The sequence below is a fragment of the Xanthomonas sp. PPL134 genome (genome assembly GCF_040595915.1).
Lineage (GTDB): Bacteria > Pseudomonadota > Gammaproteobacteria > Xanthomonadales > Xanthomonadaceae > Xanthomonas_A > Xanthomonas_A indica.
The window spans coordinates 126,443-152,583 of record NZ_JAMDLL010000003.1 but is presented as its reverse complement, the minus strand read 5'-3'; the positions used below and the strand labels follow the sequence as shown (position 1 = coordinate 152,583).

The window sequence follows — 26,141 nt, the reverse complement described above, 5'->3', positions numbered from 1 at the left end:
ACATCGGTCATCCCTTCCCAAACCCGGACCGGCCATGACCGCCGCCTCGCCCGCGTTGCCGCCCAGCCCCTTGCCCGAGGAGCGCAAGGCATTGCTGGCGCGGACCGTGGAGGGCCTGGATGCGGCCGGGCTGTGGTGGCTGTCCGGCTACGCCGCCGGCCTGGCCCAGGCGCAGGGTCCGGCGACGCCGGCCCTGGCTGTGGTCGCCGGCGCCGCCGCGGCACCCTCGCCCACGCCGCAGCTGAGCATTGTCTACGGCAGCCAGACCGGCAACGCACGCCGCGCCGCCGAACAGGTGGCGGCCGAGGCCGAGGCGGCCGGGCTGGCGGTGCGCCTGCTGCGCGCCGACGCCTATCCCACCCGCGAGCTGGGCAACGAGCGCCTGCTCTATGTGGTCATCAGCACCCAGGGCGAGGGCGACCCGCCGGACGATGCGATCGGCTTCGTCGAGTTCCTGCAGGGCCGGCGCGCACCCAAGCTGCCGCAGTTGCAGTACGCCGTGCTCGGCCTGGGCGACTCCAGCTACGCCGACTTCTGCGGCATCGCCCGGCGCCTGGATGCGCGCCTGGCCGAACTGGGCGCGCAGCGGCTGCTGCCGCTGGGCGAGGCCGACCTGGAGATCGAGACGGTGGCGGCGCCGTGGCGCGCGCAGGCACTGGCGCAGGCACGCGACATCCTGGGCCGCACGCCCGCGACGCCGTCGGCCACGGTGACGCCGCTGCGTGGCACCGCTGCGGCAGCGTGGAGCCGCACCCAGCCGTTCGCCGCCGAGGTGCTGGCCAACCAGGCGATCAGCGGCCGCGACTTCAAGGGACCGCGCTACGCCGCGCACGGCCAGGCCGACAAGGACGTGCGCCACCTCGAACTGTCGCTGGCCGGCAGCGGCCTGCACTACGAACCCGGCGACGCCCTGGGCGTGCGCCATCGCAATCCACCCGCGCTGGTCGAGGCGGTGTTGACCGCGAGTCGACTGGACGGTGATGTCGAATTCACTGCCGATGGGCACACGCTGCCCCTGCACGAATGGCTGGCCGGCCATCGCGAACTGACCCGGGCCTCGCGCCCGTTGCTCGCCGCGGTGGCCGACCGCGCCGGCGCCAAGGCGCTGGCCGAGCTGCTCGACCCCACCCAGACCGCCGGCCTGGCGGCGCTGCTCGCCGATCACCAAGTGATCGACGTGCTGCGTCGCTGGCCGGCGGATTGGGACCACGCCGCGCTGCTGCAGGCGCTGCGGCCGATGGTCCCGCGCCTGTACTCGATCGCCTCCAGCCGCAAGCGGGTCGGCGACGAAGCCCACCTCACCGTCGACGTGCTGGCCTACGACGCCCACGGCCATGCCCACGGCGGCGCCGCCAGCGGCTATCTGGCGGCCCTGGCCGAAGGCGACAGCGCCCCCGTGTACATCGAACCCAACGAACGCTTCCGGGTACCCGCCGACGACAGCCGCGACATCCTGATGATCGGCCCCGGCACCGGCGTGGCACCGTTCCGCGGTTTCGTGCAGGAGCGCGCCGAGCGCGGCGCCAGCGGGCGCAACTGGCTGTTCTTCGGCGCCCGCCACTTCAACCGCGACTTCCTCTACCAGGCCGAATGGCAACAGGCGCTGCGCAGCGGCGAACTGCACCGGCTGGACCTGGCGTTCTCGCGCGACGTGCAGCCGCTGCGCGGCAGCGCCGCCCCGTCCAAGATCTACGTGCAGCAGCGCCTGCGCGAACACGGCCGCGCCGTCTACGACTGGCTGCAGAACGGCGCGCACCTGTACGTGTGCGGCGCCATCGCCATGGGCAAGGACGTACACGCCACCCTGCTGGGCATCGTCGCCGAACACGGCGCCCGCAGCCCCGAAGACGCTGCCGCCTACCTCAGCCAGCTACAGCAGGAGGGGCGGTATGCGCGCGATGTGTATTGAAGCTGGAAATCGGGAAAAGAAAATGGGGAATGGGCAACAGCCGACCTCGACAGGCTTTCCGTAATCCGACGTACCCGCATTTGCCATTCCCCATTCCCTATTCTCGATTCCCTGCCCAATGTCCCACTCCGTCGAAGACATCAAGCACCACAGCCAGCGGTTGCGCGGGTCGCTGCTGCAGAGCCTGGCCGATCCGGTCACCGGGGCGCTGCGCGAGGACGATCAGACCCTGATCAAGTACCACGGCAGCTACCAGCAGGACGACCGCGATCTGCGCGAGGAGCGGCGCCGGCAGAAGCTGGAGCCGGCCTACCAGTTCATGATCCGCACGCGCACCCCGGGCGGGGTGGTGGATCCGGTGCAGTGGCTCAAGCTCGATGCCATCGCCACCACCTACGGCGACCACTCGCTGCGCATCACCACGCGCCAGGCGTTCCAGTTCCATGGGGTGATCAAGCGCGAACTGAAGGCGACCATGCAGGCGATCAACGCCGCGCTGATCGACACCCTCGCCGCCTGCGGCGACGTCAATCGCAACGTGCAGGTCGCCGCCAATCCGCTGGCCTCGCAGGCGCACGCCACGCTCTACGCGGATGCCGCACGTGTGTCCGAGCACCTGCTGCCCAACACCCGCGCCTACTACGAGATCTGGCTGGACGAGGAGCAGGTTGCCGGCAGCGGCCAGGAGGCCGAGCCGATCTACGGCAATGCCTACCTGCCGCGCAAGTTCAAGATCGGCTTCGCGCTGCCGCCGGTCAACGACGTCGACGTGTTCGCCAACGACCTGGGCTTCATCGGCGTGCTCGACGCCGATGGCGCGCTGGCCGGCTACAACGTCAGCCTCGGCGGCGGCATGGGCGCCAGCCATGGCGATGCGGAGACCTACCCGCGCGTGGCCAACGTGGTCGGTTTCATCGACCGCGCGCAGTTGCTCGACGTCGCCACCGCCGTGGTCACCACCCAACGCGACCTGGGCAACCGCACCGTGCGCAAGCGCGCGCGCTTCAAGTACACCATCGACGACCACGGCCTGGACACGGTGCTGGCGGAAATCGAGCGCCGCGCCGGCGTGCGTCTGCAGCCGGTGCGGGACTTCGCCTTCGAGCACAACGGCGACCGCGAGGGCTGGCACGCCGGCGAGGACGGCCGCTGGCACCTGACGCTGTCGCTGCCGGCCGGACGCATCGCCGACCACGTCGACGGCGCGCAGCACCTCAGCGGCCTGCGCGCGATCGCCGTGCACCTGCGCGACGCCGGCGACGGCGCGCACTTCCGCATGACCGCGAACCAGAACCTGGTGATCGCCGGCGTCCCCGCCGCGCAACGCGAGGCGATCGACACGCTGGTCCGCGCGCATGCGCTGGACGCCGGCAACCGCGCGCCGACCGCCCTGGCGCGCGCGGCCATGGCCTGCGTGGCCCTGCCCACCTGCGGCCTGGCGATGGCCGAGGCCGAACGCTACCTGCCGGCCTTCGCCGCGCAGCTGCAGCCGCTGCTGGCCCGCCACGGCCTGGAGGACGCGCCGATCCTGCTGCGCCTTTCCGGCTGCCCGAACGGCTGTTCGCGGCCGTACCTGGCCGAGATCGCCCTGGTCGGCAAGGGGCCGGGCCGCTACAACCTGATGCTCGGCGGCGACCACCGCGGCCAGCGCCTCAACACCCTGTACCGCGAGAACATCGCCGAGCCGGAGATCCTTGCCGCGCTGGAACCGCTGTTCGCGCGCTATGCCAACGAGCGGGACGCGGACGAGCGCTTCGGCGACTTCCTGCACCGCACCGGCGTGGTCGCCCTGCCCGCCTATCCCACCCACCGCCACCTGATTCCGTCGGAACTGCACGCATGAGCGCTCTGCCCGCCGCCTCCCAAGACGCCCCCGCCAACGCACCGGTGCCGGCCCTGGATCTCGATGCCGCCAATGCGCTGCTGGCGACGCTGTCCGCGCCGGAGCGCGTGGCCTGGGCGTTGCAGCACGGCCCGGCCGAAGCCGCGCTGTCGTCCAGCTTCGGCGCGCAATCGGCGGCCACTCTGCACCTGCTGACCCGGCAGCGCCCGGACATCCCGGTGATCCTGATCGACACCGGCTACCTGTTCGCCGAGACCTACCGCTTCGCCGACGCGCTGACCGAGCGGCTCAAGCTGAACCTCAAGATCTACCGCCCGCTGGTCAGCCGCGCCTGGATGGAAGCGCGCCACGGCCGCCTGTGGGAACAGGGCATGGTCGGCATCGAGCAATACAACAACCTGCGCAAGGTCGAACCGATGCGCCGCGCCCTGGACGAACTGAAGGTCGGCACCTGGTTCACCGGCCTGCGCCGCAGCCAGTCCGACAGCCGCGCGCAGACCCCATTCGTGCAGAAGCGTGGCGAGCGCTACAAGATCAACCCGATCGCCGACTGGAGCGACCGCGACCTGTGGCAATACATGCAGCAGCACGACCTGCCCTATCACCCGCTGTGGGAACAGGGCTATGTCTCGATCGGCGACTTCCACACCACCCGCCGCTGGGAACCGGGCATGCGCGAGGAAGACACCCGTTTCTTCGGCCTCAAGCGCGAGTGCGGGATCCACGAAGATTTGTAAGGCCCTCCAGCACGCGTTCGGCCTTTGTGTAGGCGCGGCTTCGCCCGCGGCAGACGTGGCCGCCGTACCGCATCTTTTCGTAGGAGCGGCTTCAGCCGCGATCAGCGCTAACCGACCGTACCGGTCTTTTCCGTAGGAGCAGCTTCAGCCGCGATCGGGCGTTCCCATGAATGTCCGGTCGCGGCTGAAGCCGCTCCTACGCGTGTAGCCCCGTGTCTCCGGCGCAAGTGCTGACGGCAGTAATGACCGCTGACCCGCGCCTTGCGGGAGGGACTTCAGTCCCGACTGCAACGAGCCGGATGCGCCGATGGATCGGCTTATCGCGGCGAAATCACAGTGGACTGCGACCTCGACCCGCTAAGCCCCCACCGCCGGCTCGCGCCGCAGCACCAGCGCCCAGTCCAGCGCCAACATCAGCAGCAACGACACACCGACCAGCGGGAACAGCATCCCGCCCAGCACCAGCAGCGCGACCACGCCGCGCAGGGTGCGTCGGTCTGCCGGCAGCGGCGGCACCCCGAGCCCGCCGTGCGGGCGCCGCTTCCACCACATCACTGCGGCACTGACGCACAACAGCACGATGCCCAGGCAGGCGCCGATCAGCACGAGTTGGTTGAGCACCCCGTACTCCTGGCCTAGGTGCACGTTGATGCCCCACTCCAGCGCCTTGGCCAGCGGGCCGTAGTCGGCATAGCGCATGTCCAGCAGCACCTGGCCGCTGTACTGGTCCAGGTGGATCACCCGTTGCTGGGCCAGGTCCGGCGGATACACCGAGGCCGTATAGACCCCACGCACGCCGCGCGGCAATGCCACGCTGTAGCCCGGCGCGATGCCGCGCGCCTGGAACCGCGCCACCGCCGCATCCAGGCCGATCGCCCCCGCCGCCGGCGCGGCATCCGCCATGCCGGCCATGCCGTCGTGCTCGCCCTGACCGCCGTGCGCCGCATGCGGGTCCGCGGCCGGAGGCGACGACTGCGGCAGGCGCGCCTGCCGCAGCGACCATGCCGGCACCTCGCTGTCGCTCAGCCGCTGCGTCGACATCGGCAGGTCCACGCGCAGCCCGGCCGGATAGCCGTAGTGGTGACCGTTGGCCAGGCGATTGACCTGCGCGCCCCAGAACCACGACCACGGCATGCCGGTCAGCGCCAGGAACAGCAGCAGCGCGCCGACCACGCTGCCGGTGAGCGCATGCACATCGCGCCAGAACACGCGCTGCGCCGGCCGCCCGCGCACCGTGGTCACGCCGCCGTGGCGCCCGCGCGGCCACCACAGGTACACGCCGGTGAGCACCAGCAGGATCGCCCAGCCCGCCGCCACCTCGATCAGCGCGTTGGCGAACCAGCCGACGTAGTCGAGGCTGTGCAGGCGGCGGATGGTCCAGGCCACGGTGCCGTGCTCGGGCAACCGGCCCAGCACCCGCGCCCGGTAAGGGTCCACGTAGACGACTTCGCGGTGACCGTCGGCGGTGGCGATGGTCACTTCCGCCGCGGCATCGCGCCGCGGCGGCGTGGTGTAGCGCAGCGCCTGGCCCGGTTGCGCGGCCAGCGCCGCGTCCAGCAGCCGCTGTGGTGCCAGTGTCTGCGCGTGGTCCGGCACCGGCACGGTCTTCAGCGCGCGGTGGAAGTAGCCGTCGATCGGCTGCTGGTAGACGAAGGCCGCGCCGGTCAGCGCCAGCCAGACCAGCAGCGGCAGCACCAGCAGGCCGGCATAGAAATGCCAGCGCCACACGGCGCGATAGAAGCGCGCCGGCGCCGCCTCGGCCGTGCGGATGTGCGTGGCCATCACCACCCCCAGCTCAGCGTGGCGTACAGCGCGCGGCCGTCGCCGGGCGAGTAGCCGGAGGACCCGCTGTCGTACCAGGCGTAGACATAGTGCCGGTCGGTCAGGTTCTTCAGTTGCAGCGAGACCTCGCGCTGCGCGCGCCAGCGCCAGGTCGTGCCGAGATTGGCCAGCGCATAGCCGCCATAGCGGCCCAGGGTGTTGCTGCGCTCCACGTAGTAGTCGCCCTGCGCATTGCCCCAGGCCGACAGCGTCAGCCGCGGCGTGGCCTGCCAGTCGACACCGGCGGTGGCCAGGTAGTGCGGCACGTTCTCGATCTCCTTGCCGCGGGTGGCCGGCGCGCTCGGGTCGGGGGTGACGATGACCGCGCGCTGCCGCGAATACGCCAGCCACAACGTCCAGCGCTCGCCCGGACGCAGGTTCAGTTGCGCATCCCAGCCACGGCGCAAGGTCTTGCCGACGTTGCCGACCTCGCCGGTGCCGACGCTGCCGTTCACGCCGAGGATGGTGGCCACCTCGTCGGAGGCGCGCTGTTCCCAGTAGGCCACGCGCGCGTCCCAGCGCTGCTGCGCGCCGGCGAACTTGAGGCCGCTCTCCCAGCCATCGTTGAACGAGGGCGCAAGGTTGCGCGCCTGGGTGCGGTAGGCGCCGTTGCCGCTGCCGATCTGGAAGCTGCGGCCGATGTTGGCGTACAGGCTGGCCTGCGCGGTCAGCGCATACACCGCGCTGAACTTGGGTTGGCGGATCGTGCCGTAGGCATAGGTGGGATAGCGCGCACCGCTGGCGAGGTCGCGGAACTGCCCGCCGACCCGATCCACCCGGTAGCCGGGCACCAGTTGCAGGCGCGCGGTCGGGCGCAGCACCGCCTGCACGTAGGCGCCTTCGGTATGCAGGTCGAAGTCCCAGTCGCGCAGCGGCGCGGTGCGCACGCGCGCCACCGTGCGATAGCGCTGCGAGACGTTGTACTGCCACTGCGCATCGACCCCGCCCTCCAGCGCGAAGGCGTCGGCGCGGGCCAGCGCCGGGCGCCAGCTGAGCCTGGCCAGCACGCCGTGCTGGCGCTCGTCGGTATCGCGTTCCTGCTGCGCGCCGGCCGCGGTGAAGCGCACCCAGCGCTGATTGTCGTAGCGGTTCCAATACGCCTTGGCGCTGCCCTGCACGCTGTCGGCCAGGCGCGCATCCAGGTGCAGCGACACCTGCGTGGTGTGGCGTTGGCTGCGATCGTCGCGGGCGTAATCGGGGGAGCTGCGCGGTGCGCGCTGCGCCGTGGCGTAATCCAGATACCCCGCCTCCAGCGCCGTGTTGCGGTAGTCGCGCGCGCTGAGCCCGGCGCGCCAGCGCCCATCCGGATCGGTGTAGAACCACTTGCCGGAGAACGCATGCTTGCGCGCGTCGGCATGGTCGCGGTAACCGTCGCTGTCGCGCCAGGCGGCGACGTAGTTCTGGCTCCATGCGCCGCGCTCGATGCCCTGCGTCGCCTGCACCTCGCGGGTGCCGAAGCTGCCGATGGTGACGCTGGCGCGGCCGTCGTTGCCGCCGCTGCGGGTCAGCACGTCGACGCTGCCGGCGATCGCGTCCAGGCCGTAGCGCGGGTCGTTGGTGCCGCGCACGATCTCGATCGCGGCGATGTCCAGCGGGAACACCGCATCCAGGTAAGGCATCGCGCCGGCATTGTCGTTGCTGGGCACGCCGTCGATCAGCAGCTTGACCGCATTGACCCGGCCCTCGCCGTTGAAGCCGCGGAAGGAGAAGCGCCCGGCGTCGGTGCCCATCTTGAACTGGGTCACCTGCACGCCGGGCGCGCGCATCAGCAGTTCCCAGCTGTAGTCCACGTGCTGGTCCTGCAGCAGGTCGCCGCCAAGGATGTCGACGGAACTGAACACGCTGCGCGCGCTGGAACCGGCGGCAAGCGAGGAGGTGGCCTGGACCTTGCCCAGGGTCAGAACGGAATCGCCGGCGGCGCCGGGTGGCGCATCGGCGGCCTGGGCGGGCGCGGCCGCCGCGAGAACGACACAGCAGCACGCCGCCACGGGCGGCATGGCAGGAAAGCGGGTCATTGCAAAACTCCATCGGCACGAGGACGTGCCGCAGCGGCGCCGCGGCACGGAAACGGCAACCCGTGGATCAGGAGAACAGCGGCGGCCCGCGGACCGGGTGTGCACGGCGTGCGGTGGCCGTGACGACACGGCTGCGCAGCGCCGCGCCCGGGACCGGCGGACAGCACCAGGGCAGCAACGCCAGCAACAGCGCCACCCACGGCAGCAGCCGCGCGGCGAGCAGGCAGTAATCGCAGGCCGGCGCGTGCGCCAGGCCGGCATCGTCGTGGTGGCCGCCATGCGCCGCGGAGACGGCACCTGCCAGCGCCGCCAGGCGCAGGCCGCCGCTGGTGCACAGCGCCTGGTCCTGCAGCGCGGCAGCCTGGGCCTGCGCCTGCCGCCACTGGCTGATCGGCGGCGCCAGCAGCAACAGGCCGAGCGCCAGCGCAGCGAGCGCGGCCCAACACGACGGCAGCTGGCGGAGACGGACCATCGGCGCATTCTAGAGGGTGCGCTGGCCATTGAAACGCGTGCGACGCCGCATGCGGCGAAGTGACGCAGGCGCGTCGTGGCGGTGCAGGACGGAAGCGGCCTCGGTCGGCAGGCCACACCCCGCAATGGCGGCCGCGACCTCCGTCCGCCCATGGCCCCAGCGCCGTCGCCCCGCCGCCTGCCAGTCGCCCCGCAACGCGGTCCATCCGTTGCCCGCTCGGACCATGCCGTCTCAGCGGATCGACGACAGGTCGGCCGTTCCCGCCCGGCGACGACGGCCAAGGGCGCCGTGCACATGGCGTACCCGACGCGCGCCACTCTTGCATGGCGCCGCGATTGCGGCACCATCTGCCGCGGCCGCGTGGAGGATTCCGCAACGGCCGCCCTTGTCCGTCCCACGCAGCGAGCCGCCCCATGCCCACGATCACGATCTACCACAACCCCGCCTGCGGCACTTCGCGCAACGTGCTCGGGCTGATCCGCAACAGCGGCGTCGAACCGATCGTGATCGAGTACCTGAAGACGCCGCCGGACCGCGCCACCCTGCAGGCGCTGGCGGCGGCCAGCGGGCTGCCGCTGCGGGAGTTGATCCGGCAAAAGGGCACGCTCTACGCCGAACTCGGACTGGACGACCCGACGCTGGACGATGACGCGCTGCTGGACGCCATGCTGCAGCACCCGATCCTGCTCAACCGGCCGATCGTGGTCACCCCGCTGGGCACGCGCCTGTGCCGGCCCTCGGAGACCGTGCTGGGCATCTTGCCATCGCCGCAGCGTGGCGCCTTCGCCAAGGAGGACGGCACGCCGCTGGTCGACGCACAAGGCCGCTGGGTGGGCTGAAGCGCTGGCGGCGGGGACCGACGGATTCGCTAAGGGCGGGTGCAGCCCACGCGAGTGCCATGTGAACGCCGCGTCGGCAAAAACCGTGACAGGTACCATAGACTGCGCGTCTTCCTGATCGAGCCGCGCTGCATGTCCACCGTCGAACCCGCCGCCGACCCGGTCTACTGCGCGGTCAAGCCACGCAACGAAGCGCTGCGCCTGGACGCGTTGCACAGCTACGCGATCCTGGACACGCCGCGCGAGCCGGCATTCGACGACATCACCCGGCTGGCGGCGCTGATCTGCCAGGCGCCGATCGCGGTGGTCAACCTGATCGACAGCGAGCGCCAGTGGTTCAAGAGCGAGATCGGGCTGGGCACGCGCGAAACACCGCTGGCCACCTCGCTGTGCGCGCACGCGCTGCTCGAGGACGACCTGCTGCTGGTGCCGGATACCCGCGAGGACCCGCGCTTCGCCTGCAATCCGCTGGTGACCGGCGAGATGCGCCTGCACTTCTACGCCGGCGCGCTGCTGAAGACCTCCGACGGCCTGGCCCTGGGCACGGTATGCGTGCTGGACCGACGCCCGCGCCAGCTCAGCTACGAGCAGATCGAAGCGCTGCGCGCGCTGGCGCGGCAGGCGATGGGCCAACTGGAACTGCGCAAGGCGCTGCACATGGCGCAGGAATCCAACCACTACCGCAGCCGCCTGATGGCCATCGCCGGCCACGATCTGAAGACGCCGCTGCGCACCGCGTCCTACGCGCTGAGCAAGCTGCAGCGCCTGCACGACGCCGCGCAGGACGGCCCGCTGGAGACCGCACGCGCGGCCTTGAACCAGGTCGCCAGCGGGCTCGACCAGCTCGCCACCAATGCCGCCGCCGGCGAACTGCGCCTGCCGGCGCTGCACGACCTGGCCCTGGCCGACGTGCTGGCGCCGATCCTGGCCACCTGGCAGCCGCAGGCCGCGGCCAAGGGCGTACAGCTGCGCAGCGTGCCGACCTCGCTGCGCGTGCGCAGCAGCGCTCCCCTGCTGTCGACGCTGCTCGGCAACCTGCTGGGCAACGCGGTCAAGTACACCGCGCAGGGCAAGGTGCTGATCGGCTGCCGACGCCGTGGCGATCGCGTGGCGGTGGAAATCATCGACCGCGGCATCGGCATGGACGAAGCCGGCCTGCGCACGATGTTCCAGGCCTTCCAACAGGCCGACCCGCGCAGCGACGGCCTCGGCCTGGGCCTGTGGATCGTCCGCCGCGCCGCCGAGACCCTGGGCTGCACCGTCGAGGTCCGCAGCCAGCCCGGCCAAGGCAGCCGCTTCACCGTGCTGTTGCCGGCGGCAGCGGCCGACGCCTGAGTCGCGTGGGTGCAGGCCCCCGCACCCTCATCCGCCCCTTCGGGGCACCCTCTCCCGGGGGGAGAAGGGAGCATCGCCGGCGCGGCGGCAGCCGAGCGCGCCGTGAGCCAGCGGAGGCGATGCGTTACAGACAGACCGGTCGCGGCTGAAGCCGCTCCTACCGGGCAATCAGTGAAGTACTGGGGTCTTCCCGCAGCCTGCAGTCGGGACTGAAGTCCCTCCCACAACGTCCCCTCCCGCTCAGCGAGAGGGACCAGGCTGCAGCAGCCGCGGGAGTCCAGCTTTTGCGATTCCCCAATCCCGATTCCCGACTCCCGGCTTCACCGCGATTCCCCATTCCCGGCTTCACCATCACTCCTTCAACACCATATCGATGCACAACACCGCCGCCATGATCAGGATCCGCCGCGGATCCTCGGCCGGCAGGCTCTCGGCGATCGACAGCATGTAGTTGTCGGCGCTGGTGAACAGTTCCTTGCCCAGTCCGGCCCACTTCTTGGACACCTGCGCCAGTTCGCGCTCGCCCTGCACGAAGCGGAAATCCCAGCTGGTCCACTTGCCGCGCAGCGTGCACACCGGCGCGCCCTGGGCATCGAGCACATCGAACTTGCCGCCGATGGAGAAGAACTTCTGGCTGAAGGAGCCCACGCGCCGGTCGTGCTCGTCCAGCACCTCGACCGTGGACAGGAACAGCGACACGCCGCGCCTCACGGTCAGCACCTTGTGCCCGTCCGGAGTGCGCACTTCCACCTGGAACGGGGTCATGCGCTTGTAGTCGGTGAAGCGCAGCAGCTTGGTGAACACGCCCAGGTGCGGCTCGCGGCATTCCAGCAGCTTGCGGTTGCTGTGCGGATCGAACACGTCGTAGTTGTTGGCGGCCTTGAACATGCCGACCTGTTCCTTGACGAAGAACAGGTTGTGCTGGAGAACAGGATGCATCGGGCGTCCTTGCGTTTGGAAAGTCGACACGCCCCGGGGCGTCGACCGCACAGCGGCGGCGCATGGCCGGCAGCCGCCGGCAGTCCAGGGTCGCGATCTGCCAGGTGGCAGAAGGGGCCGCATGATAGGGGGCGGCTCGGGCCGCGGCAACGCACGCGGTGCCGTCGCGGCAGGCGCCCGCGCCGATGCCTGGTGTGTATTCCGGCATTCGAATACCAGACCGCGGTGTCGTTGCCGCAGGTCTTTTGCTCGGATGTCGGTCTGAAGCCAATCGACGCACCGGCCCCGGGACGCCGCCGTCACGATTCCCCAATCCCGATTCCCCATTCCCCATTCCCGGCTTCACCACACCTTGGCTGGCGATGGCCTGATCAGCCGCGCCAAGCGGCCATGTCGATGCGTCGACACGTGGTCTTCGTTCCCGCATCCAGCACAGGTCGCAGTGTCTTTGCCCGCACGTCTTTTGCTCGGATGCCGGTCCGAAGCCAATCAACACATCGAGCACGAGGCGCCGCCGTCACGATTCCCCAATCCCGATTCCCCATTCTCGGCTTCACCGCGATTCCCCAATCCCGATTCCCCATTCCCGGCTTCACCGCGATTCCCCAATCCCGATTCCCGACTCCCGGCGTCTAGCTGGTAATGGTCTGGGTAAGTTCTTCCCAGCTCGGCGGTGCCGGCCAGTCCGGCTGCTGGTTGCCTTCCATCACCCGGCGCAGGTCGCGGGTGTCGATCTGCGGCGCCAGCACGTGCACCAGCTCCAGCGCGTAGTCGCGCAGTACCCGGTCGCGCGGCAGCACCGCCCAGGCGATGCAGTCGGGAATCTCCGGCGGCGCCGGCCAGGCGCGCAGGTCGGTGTCGTTGGCGCTCACCGCCATCTCCGCCAGCAGGCCCACGCCCAGCCCGGTGCGCACGTAGGTCTTGATCAGGTCCGCGTCCAGCGCGGTCAGCGCGATCCGCGGCTCCAGCCCGAGCCGGCCGAAGGCGCGCTGCAGTGAGGAGCCGGCACGGGTCGAGGATTCGTAGCTGATCAGCGGCTGCGCCGCCAGCGCGGCCATGTCCGGTACCCGCTTCGGCACGTCCAGCGCATGCCCGCGCGGCACCAGCACCAGCCGCCGCCAGCGGTACAGCGGCACGGCGATGCCGGCGGCCGGCGCGGTGCCGGCAGTGCTGACGATGGCGATGTCGGCATCGCCCTGGCTGAGCAGGTCCAGCGCCGCGCTCTCGGCGGCCTGCTGCAGGTGCACGCTGACCTGCGGATAGGCCTGCTTGATCTGCGCCACCGCCGGCGGCAGCACGAAGCGCGCCTGGGTGTGGGTGGTGGTGAGGGTCAGCTGGCCCTGGCTCTCGCGGCGCTGGTTGGCCGCGTAGGTGCGGATGTTGTTGGCCTCGGCCAGCACCGCACGGGCGCGCTCGATCACCTCGCGCCCGGCCGGGGTCACCGTCTCCAGGCTGCGGCCCTTGCGCACGAACAGCAGAAAGCCCAGTTCGTCCTCCAGTTGCTTGAGCTGCTTGGACAGCCCCGGCTGGGTGGCATGCACGCGCGCCGCCGCCAGGGTGATGTTCAGATCGGCATCGGCAATGGCGACGAGATAGCGGAGTTGGGTCAGCGTCATCGGGACAAGGGCGAGGCGCCGCCAGGCGGGACGCTCGACTGTAGTGGAATTCGGCCTTTCACCTTATAACCGAAAGCTATCTGCCTGGGGCATGAAGTCATTTCCTGGGGCTATGAGCCGGCGCTACGGTCGTCGCTCCGCCCCTCCCCGCGTTGCGAGCCGTCCCTGTGAGCCCTGCCCCGATTGCCCTGTATCCGGACCTGCGCGACCGGGCCGTGTTGGTGATCGGCGGCGGTGCGGCCGCCGAGCGCCAGGTGCAGGCGCTGCTCGCCGCCGGCGCCCTGCCGCGGGTGGCAGCGCCGAGCCTCACCCCGGCGCTGCACGCGCTGGCCGCGGATGGCCGGCTGGCGTGGCTGCGTGGCAGCTTCGATGCGGCCTGGCTGGAGACGGTCTGGTACCTGATCGCCGCCAGCGAGGACGCCGCGACCAACCGCCAGGCACTGCAGGCGGCGGCCGCGCGGCGGGTATTGGCGCAGGCGTTGCCGGCCGAGCCTGCGTTCGCGACCGAGGCCGCCGATACGGCCACGGGCCAGGCGCTGCCACTGCGCCCGGGCAGCGTGACCCTGGTCGGCGCCGGCCCCGGCGATCCCGGCCTGCTTACCGGCCACGCGCTGCATGCGTTGCGCCAGGCCGACGTGGTGCTGCACGACCGCCTGGTCAGCGCCGCGATCCTGCAGCTTGTGCCAGCGGGCACCGAACGCATCGCCGTCGGCAAGTCGGCCGATGGCCACAGCGTGGCCCAGGAGCAGATCCACGCGCTGCTGCTGGACCACGCGCAGCGCGGACGCCGGGTGGTGCGGCTGAAGGGCGGCGACCCGTTCGTGTTCGGCCGCGGCGGCGAGGAACTGGAGTACCTGCGCGCGCATGGCGTGCCCTACGCGGTGGTGCCCGGCATCACCGCGGCGCTGGCCTGCGCCGCCTACGCCGGCATCCCGCTGACCCATCGCGACCATGCGCAGTCGCTGCGCCTGGTCACCGCACACTGCAAGGATTCGTTCGACACCCTGGACTGGGCCGCGCTGGCGCAGCAACGGCAGACCCTGGCGGTGTACATGGGCGTGGCCGGGCTGGACACGGTGCGCACGCGCCTGCTGCGCGCCGGCCGCGCCGCCGACACCCCGTTCGCCCTGGTCGAAAACGGCTCGCGCCCCGAACAGCGCGTGGTCACCGGCACCCTCGCCGACCTGCCCGACACCGCCCGCGCGCACGGCGTGCGCTCGCCGGCGCTGCTGATCCTGGGCGAAGTGGCGGCGCTGGCATCGACCCTGCACTGGTTCGGCGCCGCGCCGCTGGGCGCAGCGCCCTCACCTTCCCCGAAGCCGGCCGTGCCTACCCTGGCCCACGCCGCCTGACCCGCACTTTCCGGAGACTCCACGCATGGCCATCTACGACAACATCCTCGACACCATCGGCCACACCCCGATCGTCAAGCTGCAGCGCCTGGCGCCGGCGCACGTGGACCTGTACGTCAAGGTCGAGGCCTTCAATCCCGGCGGCTCGGTCAAGGACCGCCTGGCCTTGGCGATCGTGCTCGACGCCGAGGCGCGCGGCCTGCTCAAGCCCGGCGACACCATCGTCGAGGCGACCTCCGGCAACACCGGCGTGGCCCTGGCGATGGTCGCCGCCGCGCGCGGCTACAAGTTCGTGGCGACGATGGTGGAGACCTTCTCGATCGAGCGCCGCAAGCTGATGCGCGCCTACGGCGCCAAGGTCATCCTGACCCCGGCCGCCGAGCGCGGCAGCGGCATGGTGCGCAAGGCCGAGGAACTGGCCAAGCAGCACGGCTGGTTCCTGGCCCGGCAGTTCGCCAACCCGGCCAACCCGGCCTATCACCGCAGCACCACCGCCGCGGAGATCCTGCGCGATTTCGCCGGCCGCCGGCTCGACCACTTCGTCAGCGGCTGGGGCACCGGCGGCACCCTCACCGGCGTCGGCGAAGTGCTGCGCCTGGCCCGTCCGGAAGTCCGCATCACCGCCACCGAGCCGGCCGGCGCGGCCCTGCTGCAGGGCCAGGAGTGGAAGCCGCACAAGATCCAGGGCTGGACCCCGGACTTCGTGCCCGACGTGCTCAACCGCGAGGTCTACGACGAAGTGCTGAGCGTCGAGGACACCGACGCCATCACGGTGTCGCGCCGCCTCGCCGCCGAGGAAGGCATCTTCACCGGCATCTCCGGCGGCGGCACCGTCGCCACCGCGCTGCGCGTGGCCGAAACCGCGGCGCCCGGCGCGGTGATCCTGGCGATGCTGCCCGATACCGGCGAGCGCTACTTCTCCACGCCGCTGTTCGCCGACATCAACGAAGGCAGCGACGACGACTGGCTGGCCGGCTTGCCGTAAGCGTCTTCGGGTCGCGGGGTCGTGGCGACGCGGGGAGGCAGCCGCGCCGTCATGCCGTTGCGGCACGTCCGCCGGAGGCACGGCAGGGTCGACTTCGGTCCCAACGCACTGCGCCATCGGAACGCGCACCGCTTCGCTCGTCGCGGCTGAAGCCGCTCCCACAGGGGCTGACGGCAAGCTGGCTAGGGCACTGTGGGAGGGACTTCAGTCCCGACGCACTACGCCATCGGAGCGCGTACCGCTTCGCTCGTCGCGGCTGAAGCCGCTCCTACGGAGACTTGCGGCAAGCTGGCTGGGGCACTGTGGGAGGGACTTCAGTGCCGACGCACTACGCCATCGGAACGCGTACCGCTTCGCTCGTCGCGGCTGAAGCCGCTCCTACAGTGGCTTGCGGCAAGCTGGCTACGACACTGTGGGAGGGACTTCAGTCCCGACGCACTGCGCCATCGGAACGCGTACCGCTTCGCTCGTCGCGGCTGAAGCGGCTCCTACCGAGATTTGCGGCAAGCTGGCTGGGGCACTGTGGGAGGGACTTCAGTCCCGACGCATTGCGCCATCCGAAAGCGCACCGCTTCGCTTGTGGCGGCTGAAGCCGCGCCTACAGTGGCTTGCGGCAAGCTGGCTACGACACTGTGGGAGGGACTTCAGTCCCGACGCGCTGCGCCATCCGAAAGTGCACCGCTTCGCTCGATTGCGCCGTCATCGCGCAGCGAGCGCGGACTGCAATGGCAGCGACGCGGCGTCCCCCACGGGCGGACGACGCTGCGCGTCCAGCGCCGACATGCACTGCAGCAATTGCGCGGCTACCGCGATCGCGATCACCGCCGGTGCCTTGCCCTCGATCCCGGGCAGGCCGATCGGGCAGGTCAGCCGCGTCTGCGCAGCCGTGCCCAGGCCGTCGTGGCGCAGCCGCGACAGGAACCGCGCGCGCTTGGAAGCCGAGCCGATCAGGCCGACAAAGCCGGCACGGCCGGCCAGCGCCTCCGCGGTGAGCCGGTAATCCAGCGCGTGATCGTGGGTCAGGATCAGCAGCATCGCGTCGGTGGGCGCGTTGCGGGCACGCGCGAGCAATGCGGCTTCATCCAGGTGCGCTGCACCGGCAGCGGTGGCCAAGTCCGCGCGCGGATCGACCCAGTCCAGCGCGAACGGCAGCTCGCGCAACGCACGCGCGATGGCGATGCCGACGTGCCCGGCACCGAACAGGAGCAGCGGCGTGCGCGGTGGGCCGATCGCCTGCCGCAGCAGCGCGCCGGCCGCGGGCGCCGGCGCACGCAGCGATAGCGACTGCGGCGGCGCGTCGTCGATGGCGTGCGCGATGCCGTCCACCTGCAACCGGGTCGACAGCGTGCGTCCCAGCGTCGCCTGCCGCAGCCAGTCGCGGTGCGCCGGATCCAGCCGCTCCAGCAACAGGCGCACGCGGCCGCCGCAACACTGGCCGAGCAGGTCGTCGGCGCGGGCCTGCGCCGCGCAGTCCGCACATTGGCCGCTGCAGGGCGCCGCACGCGCCGGCGCCGCCGCACCCAGCGTGTAGTCCTGCACCTGCCAACTGCCCGGCGGCTGCGCCAGCAGGTCGCGCGCCAGCGCACAGGCGCGCCATTCGAGCACGCCGCCGCCGATGGTGCCGATGCTGCCGTCGGCACTCACCAGCATGCGCGTGCCGGCCTCGCGCGGGGTCGAGCCGGCCGTGGCCAGCACGGTGATCAGCGCGGTCGCGCCGCGCGCCAGCGCCGCTTCGGCGTGCAGGCTCCAGTCAGCGCGCATCGGCGCGCCGTGCCGCGATCGCGGCCAGGATGCGTTCCGGGGTGGCCGGCGCGTCCAGGGCCGGCACGCCGTTGCCCGGCGCCGCCGCGGCCACCGCCTGGGTCAGCGCCGAGAACACCGAGATCGCCAGCATCAACGGCGGCTCGCCGACCGCCTTGGAACGGTGGATGGTCGGTTCGTCGTTGCGTCCGCCGTCCCACAGGTCGATCCGCATGCGCGCCGGGCGATCCCCCGCGGTGGGAATCTTGTACGTGGACGGTGCATGGGTGAGCAGCCGGCCATCTGCGTCGTAGACCAGTTCCTCGGTAGTCAGCCAGCCCATGCCCTGGACGAAGCCGCCTTCGACCTGGCCCAGGTCGATCGCCGGGTTCAGCGAACGGCCGACGTCGTGCAACACGTCCACTGCCAGCACCTTGTGCTCGCCGGTCAGGGTGTCGATCACCACTTCGCTCAGCGCCGCGCCGTAGGCGAAGTAGTAGAACGGGCGGCCGCGATGGCTGGCGCGGTCGTAGTGGATCTTCGGCGTGGCGTAGTAGCCGCTGGCGGCCAGCGAGATGCGCGCCATGTGCGCCTGCCGGCACAGCGCGCCGAAGTCCAGGTCCAGGCGCCCGGCGACGACCTTGCCGTCGGCGAAGCGCACCTGCGCCGGCGTCACGCCGCCGCGCTCGGCGGCCAGCGCGGCCAGGCGCGCGCGGATCTCGCTGGCCGCGTTGTACGCCGCCATGCCGTTGAGGTCGGTGCCGGAAGACGCCGCAGTGGCCGAGGTGTTGGGCACCTTGTCGGTGCGCGTGGCGGTGATGCGCACGCGCGCGGTGTCGATGCCGAACACGTCGGCGACGATCTGCGCGACCTTGATCATCAGCCCCTGGCCCATCTCGGTGCCGCCGTGGTTGAGCTGCACCGAGCCGTCGGCATAGACCAGCACCAGCGCGCCGGCCTGGTTGAGATGGGTGGTGGTGAAGCTGATGCCGAACTTCACCGGGGTCAGCGCCAGGCCCTTCTTCAGCACGCGGTGGCGCGCGTTGAACGCCGCCACCGCCGCCTGCCGCGCGGGGTAGTCGGCGCGCGCGGCCAGTTCCTCGATCAGTGCCGGCGCGACGTTGTCCTCCACGGTCATGCCGTACGGAGTGACGTTGCGGTGCGGCGCCGCGTACAGGTTGGCCCGGCGCACCGCCAGCGCATCGCGGCCCAGCGCGGCGGCGACCGCGTCCAGCACGCGTTCGATCGCCAGCATGCCCTGCGGCCCGCCGAAGCCGCGGAACGCGGTGTTGGACACGGTGTGCGTGCGCAAGCGGTGCGAGACGATCTCCACCACCGGCAGCCAATAGCAGTTGTCGGCATGGAACATCGCGCGGTCGTTGATCGCCAGCGACAGGTCGGTGGTGGCGCCGCAGCGCGAGGCCAGTTCCAGGCGCAGCGCCAGCAGGCGGCCGTCGTCGTCGAAGCCGACCTGATAGTCGACCTGGAAGTCGTGGCGCTTGCCGGTGATGCGCATGTCGTCGTCGCGGTCGTAGCGCAGCTTGGCCGGGCGGCCGGTCAGCGCGGCGACCAGCGCGCAGGCCGCCGCTGGCGCCGCCGCCTGGGTCTCCTTGCCGCCGAACGCGCCGCCCATGCGCCGCACTTCCACGGTCACATCGGCGCTGTCCAGGCCGAGCAGCGCCGCGATCAGGTGCTGTACCTCGCTCGGATGCTGGGTCGAGGACAGCACGTGCAACTGGCCCTGTTCGCCGGGCAGGGCCACGGCGATCTGTCCTTCCAGGTAGAAATGCTCCTGCCCGCCGATCTCCAGCGCACCGCTGCAGCGGCGCGGCGCCGCCGCCAGGGCGGCATCGACGTCGCCGCCGCGGGCCATGCGCTGCGCCGGCTCCAGCACCGCGCCAGCGGCGCGCGCCTCGGCGATGGTCAGCAGCGCCGGCAACGGCGCGTACTCGACCCGCGCCAGGCGCGCCGCGCGCCGCGCCGCGGCCTGGCTGTCGGCGGCCACCACGAACAACGGTTGGCCGTGGTAGAGCACGGTGTCGCCGGCGAACAACGGATCGTCGTGCGCGACCGGGGCGACATTGTTCTCGCCGGGAATGTCGGCGGCGGCGAATACCGCCACCACGCCGGGTGCCGCGCGCACCGGCGCCAGGTCCAGGCGCAGCAGCCGCGCATGCGGGTGGTCGCTGAGGCCGAACGCCAGGTGCAGCATGCCGGGCGGTTCCGGCAGGTCGTCGATGTAGCGCGCCTGGCCGCTGACGTGCGCCGGCGCGCTGTCGTGGCGCAGCGCGCGGTGCACCTGCGAGGACGCAGCGGCGGTAGCGGCGATCGGACCGTCAGCCATCGGCCAGCTCCAGCACCGACAGCGGCTCGTGCGGATGCGCGTGCCCGATCCACACCCGCCGCAGCAGGTTCGCCGCGACCGCCAGGCGGTACCCGGCCGAGCCGCGCACGTCGCTGAGCGGGCGGAAGTCCTGCGCCAGCGCCGCGGCGGCGGCCTCGACCGTGGCCACGCTCCACGGCTGCCCGAGCAGGGCCTGCTCGGCGCCGCGCGCGCGTTGCGGCGTGCCGGCCATGCCGCCGAAGGCGATGCGCGCCTGGCGCACCGTGCCGCCGACGATGCGCAACGCGAACGCGCCGCAAACCGCGGAGATGTCGCTGTCGAAGCGCTTGCTCAGCTTGTCGACGCGGTACAGCAGGTCCGCAGGCGGCCGCGGCACGTCCACGTGTTCGACGAACTCGCCCGGCTGCAGCGCCTGGCGGCCGTAGGCCAGGAAGAAGTCCTCCAGCGGCAACGTGCGCCGCACGTCGCCGCGGCGCAGGGTGACGCTGGCGCCGAGCGCGATCAGCGCCGGCGGCATGTCGCCGATCGGCGAGCCATTGGCGATGTTGCCGCCGATGGTGCCGGCATTGCGCACCTGGGTGCCGCCGATGCGCCGCAGCAGCTCGCCCAGCGCCGGGTGCAGCGCCGCCAGCGCGGCCTGCGCCTCGCTGTAGCGCACGCAGGCGCCGATGCGCAGCCCGTCCGCCGTCTCCTGCAGCCGGCGCAGTTCGGGGATGTCGCCGATGAACACCACGTCGTCGAGCACACGCTGCTGCTTGGTCACCCACAGGCCGACATCGGTCGCGCCGGCGACCAGGCGCGCCTCGGGCCGCTGCAGCAGCAAGGCCGCAAGCGCGTCGGCGCTGCGCGGCGCGGTGGCACGGCGCGCGCGCCCGGTGGTGGCATCGGCATGGGGCTGCGCCAGCGCGGCGGTATGGCGCAGCGCGCGCAGGCCGGCCAGGGTGGCCGCATCGTCGCGCGGCGCCGGCGGCACCGCCGCGCCGGCGTCCAGGATCGGGCCATAGCCGGTGCAGCGGCACAGGTTGCCGGCAAGCACGTCGGCCAGGGCCGCCTGGCCAGTGCCGAGCGCGCCGATGCTGCGCGCGTACAGCGACATCACGAAGCCGGGCGTGCAGAAGCCGCACTGCGAACCGTGGCGCTGCACCAGCTCCTGCTGCACGGCATGCAGCGCGCCGCCGGCCGCCAGGCTTTCCACAGTCAGCAGCGCCTTGCCGTCGAGCATCGGCACGAACAGGATGCAGGCATTGAGCGCACGCCAGCGCACCTGCTCGTCGCCCTCGGCACCCTCGCCAGCGGTCAGTTCGCCGACCAGCACCGTGCACGCGCCGCAATCGCCTTCGGCGCAGCCTTCCTTGCTACCGGTGCGGCCGAGCCGATAGCGCAGCAGGTCGAGCACGCTGGCGGTCGGATCCGCCGCGTCCAGTTCCATCGCCTGTCCGTCGAGCAGGAAGCGCACCGTGTCCATCTCAGCTGCCCCGGTAGGTGGAGTAGCCGAACGGCGAGACCAGCAGCGGCACGTGGCAATGCCCCGCATCCGCCAGGCCGAACGCGATCGGCACCACGTCCAGGAACGGCGGCTCGGGCAAGGCCACGCCGGCACCGCGGAAGTAATCGGCCACGGCAAATTCCAGCCGATAGCGCCCAGCGGCCAACTCCAGCGTGCGCAGCGCCGGACAGCGGCCGTCGGCATCGGTGACATCCTCATGCAGCAAGGCCTCGCCGGCGAACAGGCGCAGCGCCACGCCGGCGGCGGGCAGCCCGCGGCTCAGGTCCAGCACATGGGTCGACAGGCTGCTCATCCGACGGATTCCTCCAGGTGCGGCATCGGCCATTGGCCGACGAATTCGGGTTCGGCGTAGTCCATGTACGCGGCAAGCATCGCCTCGCGCTCGTCCAGGAACAGTTGGTCGGCAACCGCCTTCACCAGCCGCGGCAACGCGTGCTTCAGCCCGGACAGCGCCGCCGCCGACAGGCCCAGGCTCAGCAGCGCCGAGTAGTTGAACGCGAACAGGCCATGCAACGCCGACGCGTGCGCCGGGGTGCGCGGCAGCAACTCGAAGCCCGGTCCCAGGTAGGGATGCGCATCCAGCAGCGGCAGTTCCTGTCCCGGCGGCGGGCGGTAGCGGTCGCGCCAGCGCGCGATGCCGTCGGCCACCGCCGCCAGTTCCGGGCGCAGCGCCGGGTCGGTGACCAGGCCGGTGGACAGCACCACGAAGTCGAACGGCAGGCGCCCGTGCGGCGTGGTCACCAGCACGCCGTCGGCGGTCTCGGCCACGTCCTGCCACGGGCTGCCCAGGTGCAGGTGGAAATTGGGCCAGGCCGCGGCGCGTTCGAAGGTGTCATTGGTCGGCGGCTGGTTGCGGCGGAAGAAGCTGGCCATCATCGCGTACTTGTCGGCGTCCGGCAGCGCGGCGAAGCGCGGGATGATGCCGCTGCGTTCCATGTGCCGGATCGGATTGACCCGCGGCAGCGCGTTGCGGCGCACGAACACGTGCACCTCGCCGACGCCGGCGGCCAGCGCGTGCTGGGCGTTGTCGAAGGCCGAGGCGCCACCGCCGAGGATGCCGATGCGGCGCCCGGGCAGCGCCGCGTAGTCGATCGCCTCGGAGGTGTGGGCGTAGCGCGCGCGGGCCAGCTTGCCGGCCACCAACGACGGCACGTGCCATTGCCCACCGCCCTGGATGCCGGTGGCCAGCACCACCTTGCGCGCCAACAGCGCGTCGCCGCTCTCCAGGTGCAGGCGCTGCAGGCGCCGGGTCGGCAGCGGTTCGATGCGCAGCAGCCGCGCCTGGTTGCGCACCGGCAGGCCGAGCACCTCGCGGTACCAGCGCAGGTAGTCCATCCAGTCCGCGCGCGGGATCTTGCCCAGCGCGTCCCAGGCGGCGGTGCCGTGCCGGGCTTCCCAGTAGGCGCGGAAGGTCAGCGACGGCATGCCGAAGTCCAGCGCGCTCAGTTCCTTGGGCGTGCGCAGGGTGACCATCCGCGCATAGGTGACCCACGGCCCTTCCCGGCCGGCCGGGTTCTCGTCGATCACCAGCAGGTTGGAGATGCGCTCGCGCAGCAGGCCGAAGGCCGCGCCCAGCCCGCTCTGGCCGCCGCCGACGATGACCACGTCGTAGACGTGCTCGCCGTCGTGCGACTGCACGCGGGTCCAGTCGGGCCCGCCGTGGCCGAGCCACTGCAGCTCGCGCGCGACCTGCGCCGACAGCGCCTGCAGCCCGCCTGCCGCGGCGCTCACGACAGCGCCTCCAGGCGCAACCGCGCGATCTTGCCGATCTCGTCGAGGGCGGTGACGATCTCGGCCTCGCGCGTATTCGCCAGCCGCGCCTGCATCGCGGCGAGGATGCCGGCCTTATCGGTCAGGCGCACGCAGATCACGAACGGAAAATCGAAGCGCGCACGATAGGTGGCATTGAGCGCGTGGAAGCGCGCGAACTCCTCGGCGGTGAGGCGGTCCAGCCCGGCCTGCGCCTGCTCGGCGGCCGAGGCGGCGGTCAGGCGGCCGTCGATCGCGGCCTTGCCGGCCAGTTCCGGATGCGCGCGGATCAAGGCCAGTTGCTCCGCGACGCTGGCCGCGTGCAGCACCTGCAGCAGGCCGGCATGCAGATCGGCGAACGGGCGCTGCGCCGCGGCGCGCTGCACCACCCATGGCGAATGCTCGAACAACCCATGCAGGCGCGCGACGAACTCGACTTCGGGCAGCGCGTTCCAGTCGACGGCGCTCATGCGTGATCCCCCTGCAGCGAGACGTGCGCCGACACCACCTTCCAGCCGTCGGCGAAGCGTACCCAGCTCTGGCTCTGCCGGCCGCGACGCGGGCTGCCGTGGCGCTGGAATTCGGCATCGGCGGTGGCGAAGTCGCGCCCGTAGGCAACGATCTGCACGCGCAGCAGCCGCCGTTGCGGCGAGCCGCCGCGGCCGCGGCGGAACGCGCGGATGGCGTCGGCGCCGTACAAGGCCTCGCCGACGCCGTAGCGCACCGTGGTCGGCGCATCGTGGAACAGCCGGTCCAGCGTGGCGACATCGTCGTCCATCAGCGCGCGTTCGTAGGCGGCGAACGCCGCCTGCACCTCGGCCAGGACCTCGGGCGCGTTGAGGATCATGCCGGGTGCACCTGCTGCCAGTGGCGGGCGATGTCGATGCGCCGCGCGATCCAGGCCTGGCCGCTGGCCAGGACGTGATCGAGGAAGCGGGCCAGCGCCAGGGCGCGCGCCGGACGTCCGGCGATGCGCCCGTGCAGGCCCACCGACATCATCCGCCCGCCCTCGGCGCACAACTGCTCGAAGCCATCGCGCAGGTAGCGGAAGAACGGCTCGCCGTCGGCGAAGCCGTTGTAGGCGACGAACTTCATGTCGTTGGCGTCCAGCGTGTACGGCACCACCAGCTGCGCGCGGCCGTGGCGGCGGTCGTAATACGGCAGGTCGTCGGCGTAGCTGTCGGCGTCGTAGACGAAGCCGCCCTCCTCGGCCACCAGCCGCGCGGTGTTGGGACTGGTGCGCCCCTGGTACCAGCCCAGCGGGCGCGCCCCGGTGACCTGCGTGTGCAAGGCGACTGCGGCGGCGATATGCGCGCGCTCGGTCGCTTCCGGCACCTGTTGGTAATCGATCCAGCGCAGGCCGTGACTGGCGATCTCCCAGTCGGCGTCGCGCATCGCCTGCACCGCCTCGGGATTGGCCGCCAGCGCCTGCGCCACGCCGAACACCGTGACCGGCACGCCGCGTGCGGCGAACAGCCGCTGCAGCCGCCAGAAACCGGCGCGGCTGCCGTATTCGTACAGGCTCTCCATCGCCATCGCGCGCGCGCCCGGCTGGCTGTGCGCGCCGACCATCTCCGACAGGAACGCCTCCGAACCGGCATCGCCGTTGAGCACGCTGTTCTCGGCGCCTTCCTCGTAGTTGAGCACGAACTGCACTGCCACGCGCGCGCCGCCCGGCCACTGCGGATCCGGCGGCTGCGCGCCATAGCCGACCAGGTCGCGCGCGGCGCTCATCGCGGCGCTCCGTCGGCGTGCCAGGCGGCCAGCGCCGCCTCCACCGCGGCGCCCGCCGCGCAGGCATGGCCTTCGGCGCGCAGCACCGCCTCCAGCGCGCCCAGGGTGATCAGCACCTTGTGCTTCATCGCGTTGTAGCCCATCGCGCCGATGCGCCACAGTTTTCCCTGCAACGGCCCGAACGCGGTGCCGATCTCGATCTCGAAATCCTCGCGCAGGCGCCGCCGCACCGCCTCGCCGTCGATGCCGGCGGGAATCGCCACGCCGGTGACGTTGGCCATGCGGTAGCGGTCGTCGCCGAACACCTGCAGCCCCAGCGCCCGCACGCCGGCGGCGACCGCGCGGCCGGCCGCGGCATGCCGCGCGAAGCGCGCCGGCAGGCCTTCCTGCAGCGCCACGCGCGCGCATTCGCGCGCCGCGTACAGCATGCTGGTGGCCTCGGTGTGGTGGTTCAGGCGCTTGTCGGACCAGTAGTCCATCACCATCGCCAGGTCGAAGTAGTTCGAGGCGATGCGCACGCCGCGGCCGTTGGCGATGTCGTCGCGGACGATGCCGCGCTCGACGTGGCGACGCGCGAAGATCGCCTCGGCGGCCTGCGCCGACACGGTGATCGGCGCCGAGCCGGACGGCCCGCCCAGGCACTTCTGCAGGCCGCCGGTGACCACGTCCACGCCCCAGGCGTCGCTGGCGATCGGCATGCCGCCGATGGTCGCGGTGGCATCGACGTAGGACAGCGCGCCGGCAGCGCGGCACAGCGCGCCGAGGCCGTCCAGCGGCTGCGCCATCGTGGTCGAGGTGTCGCCGTGCACGCAGGCGACCAACTTCGGCGCGAAGCGTTCGATCGCGTCGGCCACGGCCGTCATCGGCACCACCTCGCCCCACGGCGCCTCCACGTTCTCCACTACCGCGCCGATGCGGCCGAGGATTTCGCCCAGCAGCAGGCCGAAGCGGCCGAAGTTCAGCACCAGCACGCGCTCGCCCGGCGCCACCAGCGACACCAGCGCCGCCTCGATGCCGGCGCGCGCGGTGCCGTCGACCAGGAAGGTCCAGTGATTCTCGGTGCCGAACAATGGCCGGTACAGCGCCATCACCTGGTTCATGTAGCCGGTCATTTCCGGGTCGAACTGGCCGAGCAGGTCCGCGGACATCGCACGCAGCACGCGCGGATGCGCATTGACCGGACCCGGCCCCATCAGCAGGCGTT

General features: G+C 71.6%; 21 protein-coding genes. 7 read left to right on the top strand and 14 right to left on the bottom strand.

The window, feature by feature from the left end:
* The first annotated feature begins 34 nt into the window (after positions 1 to 34).
* From M3U25_RS08575 to M3U25_RS08565, 3 genes are all read left to right on the top strand, one after another.
* Positions 35 to 1,909, top strand: coding sequence for an assimilatory sulfite reductase (NADPH) flavoprotein subunit (locus M3U25_RS08575; protein ID WP_355498394.1), 1,875 nt, complete (start codon positions 35 to 37; stop codon positions 1,907 to 1,909).
* 118 nt (positions 1,910 to 2,027) lie between these two features.
* Positions 2,028 to 3,752: an assimilatory sulfite reductase (NADPH) hemoprotein subunit gene (gene cysI / locus M3U25_RS08570; protein WP_355498397.1), complete on the top strand. Its 1,725-nt coding sequence runs from the start codon at positions 2,028 to 2,030 to the stop codon at positions 3,750 to 3,752.
* Positions 3,749 to 4,489, top strand: coding sequence for a phosphoadenylyl-sulfate reductase (locus M3U25_RS08565; RefSeq protein WP_242160991.1), 741 nt, complete (start codon positions 3,749 to 3,751; stop codon positions 4,487 to 4,489). Before cysI ends, M3U25_RS08565 begins: the two co-directional genes overlap by 4 nt.
* Positions 4,490 to 4,846: 357 nt before the next feature.
* Here M3U25_RS08565 and M3U25_RS08560 read toward each other — a convergent pair whose 3' ends face one another.
* The 3 genes from M3U25_RS08560 to M3U25_RS08550 form a co-directional block, all read right to left on the bottom strand.
* The gene (locus M3U25_RS08560) at positions 4,847 to 6,271 is read right to left on the bottom strand and encodes a PepSY domain-containing protein (protein ID WP_355498401.1); all 1,425 of its coding nucleotides are present in this window, start codon (positions 6,269 to 6,271) and stop codon (positions 4,847 to 4,849) included.
* Positions 6,271 to 8,325, bottom strand: coding sequence for a TonB-dependent receptor (locus M3U25_RS08555; RefSeq protein WP_355498404.1), 2,055 nt, complete (start codon positions 8,323 to 8,325; stop codon positions 6,271 to 6,273). The genes M3U25_RS08560 and M3U25_RS08555 overlap by 1 nt, the downstream gene beginning before the upstream one ends.
* A 67-nt stretch (positions 8,326 to 8,392) precedes the next feature.
* On the bottom strand, positions 8,393 to 8,797 hold the full coding sequence (locus tag M3U25_RS08550; RefSeq protein ID WP_355498407.1) for a DUF2946 family protein: 405 nt from the start codon (positions 8,795 to 8,797) through the stop codon (positions 8,393 to 8,395).
* A 413-nt stretch (positions 8,798 to 9,210) separates the two neighbouring features.
* Between M3U25_RS08550 and arsC the strand changes: the two genes are divergently transcribed.
* Positions 9,211 to 9,636: an arsenate reductase (glutaredoxin) gene (gene arsC / locus M3U25_RS08545; RefSeq protein WP_355498410.1), complete on the top strand. Its 426-nt coding sequence runs from the start codon at positions 9,211 to 9,213 to the stop codon at positions 9,634 to 9,636.
* A gap of 132 nt (positions 9,637 to 9,768) precedes the next feature.
* Positions 9,769 to 10,971 (top strand): GAF domain-containing sensor histidine kinase, encoded by a 1,203-nt coding sequence (locus tag M3U25_RS08540; protein ID WP_355498413.1) that lies wholly within the window; start codon positions 9,769 to 9,771, stop codon positions 10,969 to 10,971.
* 351 nt (positions 10,972 to 11,322) lie between these two features.
* Here the strand turns inward: M3U25_RS08540 and M3U25_RS08535 are convergent, their stop codons facing one another.
* Positions 11,323 to 11,910, bottom strand: a complete 588-nt coding sequence (locus tag M3U25_RS08535) for a phospholipid scramblase-related protein (protein ID WP_160947545.1) — start codon at positions 11,908 to 11,910, stop codon at positions 11,323 to 11,325.
* Positions 11,911 to 12,542: 632 nt separating this feature from the next.
* Positions 12,543 to 13,526 (bottom strand): LysR family transcriptional regulator, encoded by a 984-nt coding sequence (locus tag M3U25_RS08530; RefSeq protein ID WP_242160985.1) that lies wholly within the window; start codon positions 13,524 to 13,526, stop codon positions 12,543 to 12,545.
* A 167-nt stretch (positions 13,527 to 13,693) separates the two neighbouring features.
* Here M3U25_RS08530 and cobA point away from each other — a divergent pair, with 167 nt between their 5' ends.
* Positions 13,694 to 14,878, top strand: a complete 1,185-nt coding sequence (cobA, locus tag M3U25_RS08525) for a uroporphyrinogen-III C-methyltransferase (protein WP_355498418.1) — start codon at positions 13,694 to 13,696, stop codon at positions 14,876 to 14,878.
* Positions 14,879 to 14,903: 25 nt separating this feature from the next.
* On the top strand, positions 14,904 to 15,863 hold the full coding sequence (cysK, locus tag M3U25_RS08520; RefSeq protein WP_242080543.1) for a cysteine synthase A: 960 nt from the start codon (positions 14,904 to 14,906) through the stop codon (positions 15,861 to 15,863).
* A 699-nt stretch (positions 15,864 to 16,562) separates the two neighbouring features.
* Here cysK and xdhC read toward each other — a convergent pair.
* From xdhC to M3U25_RS08475, 9 genes are read right to left on the bottom strand one after another with little or no spacing between them, the layout of a single operon-like run.
* Positions 16,563 to 17,624, bottom strand: a complete 1,062-nt coding sequence (xdhC, locus tag M3U25_RS08515; protein ID WP_242160983.1) for a xanthine dehydrogenase accessory protein XdhC — start codon at positions 17,622 to 17,624, stop codon at positions 16,563 to 16,565.
* Positions 17,614 to 19,947: a xanthine dehydrogenase molybdopterin binding subunit gene (xdhB, locus tag M3U25_RS08510; protein WP_355498423.1), complete on the bottom strand. Its 2,334-nt coding sequence runs from the start codon at positions 19,945 to 19,947 to the stop codon at positions 17,614 to 17,616. Before xdhB ends, xdhC begins: the two co-directional genes overlap by 11 nt.
* Positions 19,940 to 21,412 carry a xanthine dehydrogenase small subunit gene (gene xdhA / locus M3U25_RS08505; protein ID WP_355498426.1) on the bottom strand — a complete coding sequence of 491 codons (1,473 nt, stop codon included), beginning with the start codon at positions 21,410 to 21,412 and terminating at the stop codon, positions 19,940 to 19,942. Before xdhA ends, xdhB begins: the two co-directional genes overlap by 8 nt.
* Position 21,413: 1 nt before the next feature.
* Positions 21,414 to 21,779: a hydroxyisourate hydrolase gene (gene uraH, locus M3U25_RS08500; RefSeq protein WP_355498429.1), complete on the bottom strand. Its 366-nt coding sequence runs from the start codon at positions 21,777 to 21,779 to the stop codon at positions 21,414 to 21,416.
* Positions 21,743 to 23,185: an FAD/NAD(P)-binding protein gene (locus M3U25_RS08495; RefSeq protein ID WP_355498432.1), complete on the bottom strand. Its 1,443-nt coding sequence runs from the start codon at positions 23,183 to 23,185 to the stop codon at positions 21,743 to 21,745. Before M3U25_RS08495 ends, uraH begins: the two co-directional genes overlap by 37 nt.
* Entirely contained in the window at positions 23,182 to 23,673 is a 492-nt protein-coding gene (uraD, locus tag M3U25_RS08490) for a 2-oxo-4-hydroxy-4-carboxy-5-ureidoimidazoline decarboxylase (protein WP_355498434.1), read from the bottom strand. The genes M3U25_RS08495 and uraD overlap by 4 nt, the downstream gene beginning before the upstream one ends.
* Positions 23,670 to 24,050, bottom strand: coding sequence for an oxalurate catabolism protein HpxZ (gene hpxZ, locus M3U25_RS08485; RefSeq protein WP_242160978.1), 381 nt, complete (start codon positions 24,048 to 24,050; stop codon positions 23,670 to 23,672). The genes uraD and hpxZ overlap by 4 nt, the downstream gene beginning before the upstream one ends.
* Complete coding sequence (gene puuE / locus M3U25_RS08480) at positions 24,047 to 24,937, bottom strand: allantoinase PuuE (protein ID WP_355498437.1); 891 nt, start codon at positions 24,935 to 24,937, stop codon at positions 24,047 to 24,049. The genes hpxZ and puuE overlap by 4 nt, the downstream gene beginning before the upstream one ends.
* The gene (locus tag M3U25_RS08475) at positions 24,934 to 26,130 is read right to left on the bottom strand and encodes an alanine--glyoxylate aminotransferase family protein (RefSeq protein ID WP_355498592.1); all 1,197 of its coding nucleotides are present in this window, start codon (positions 26,128 to 26,130) and stop codon (positions 24,934 to 24,936) included. The genes puuE and M3U25_RS08475 overlap by 4 nt, the downstream gene beginning before the upstream one ends.
* Positions 26,131 to 26,141 lie beyond the last annotated feature (11 nt).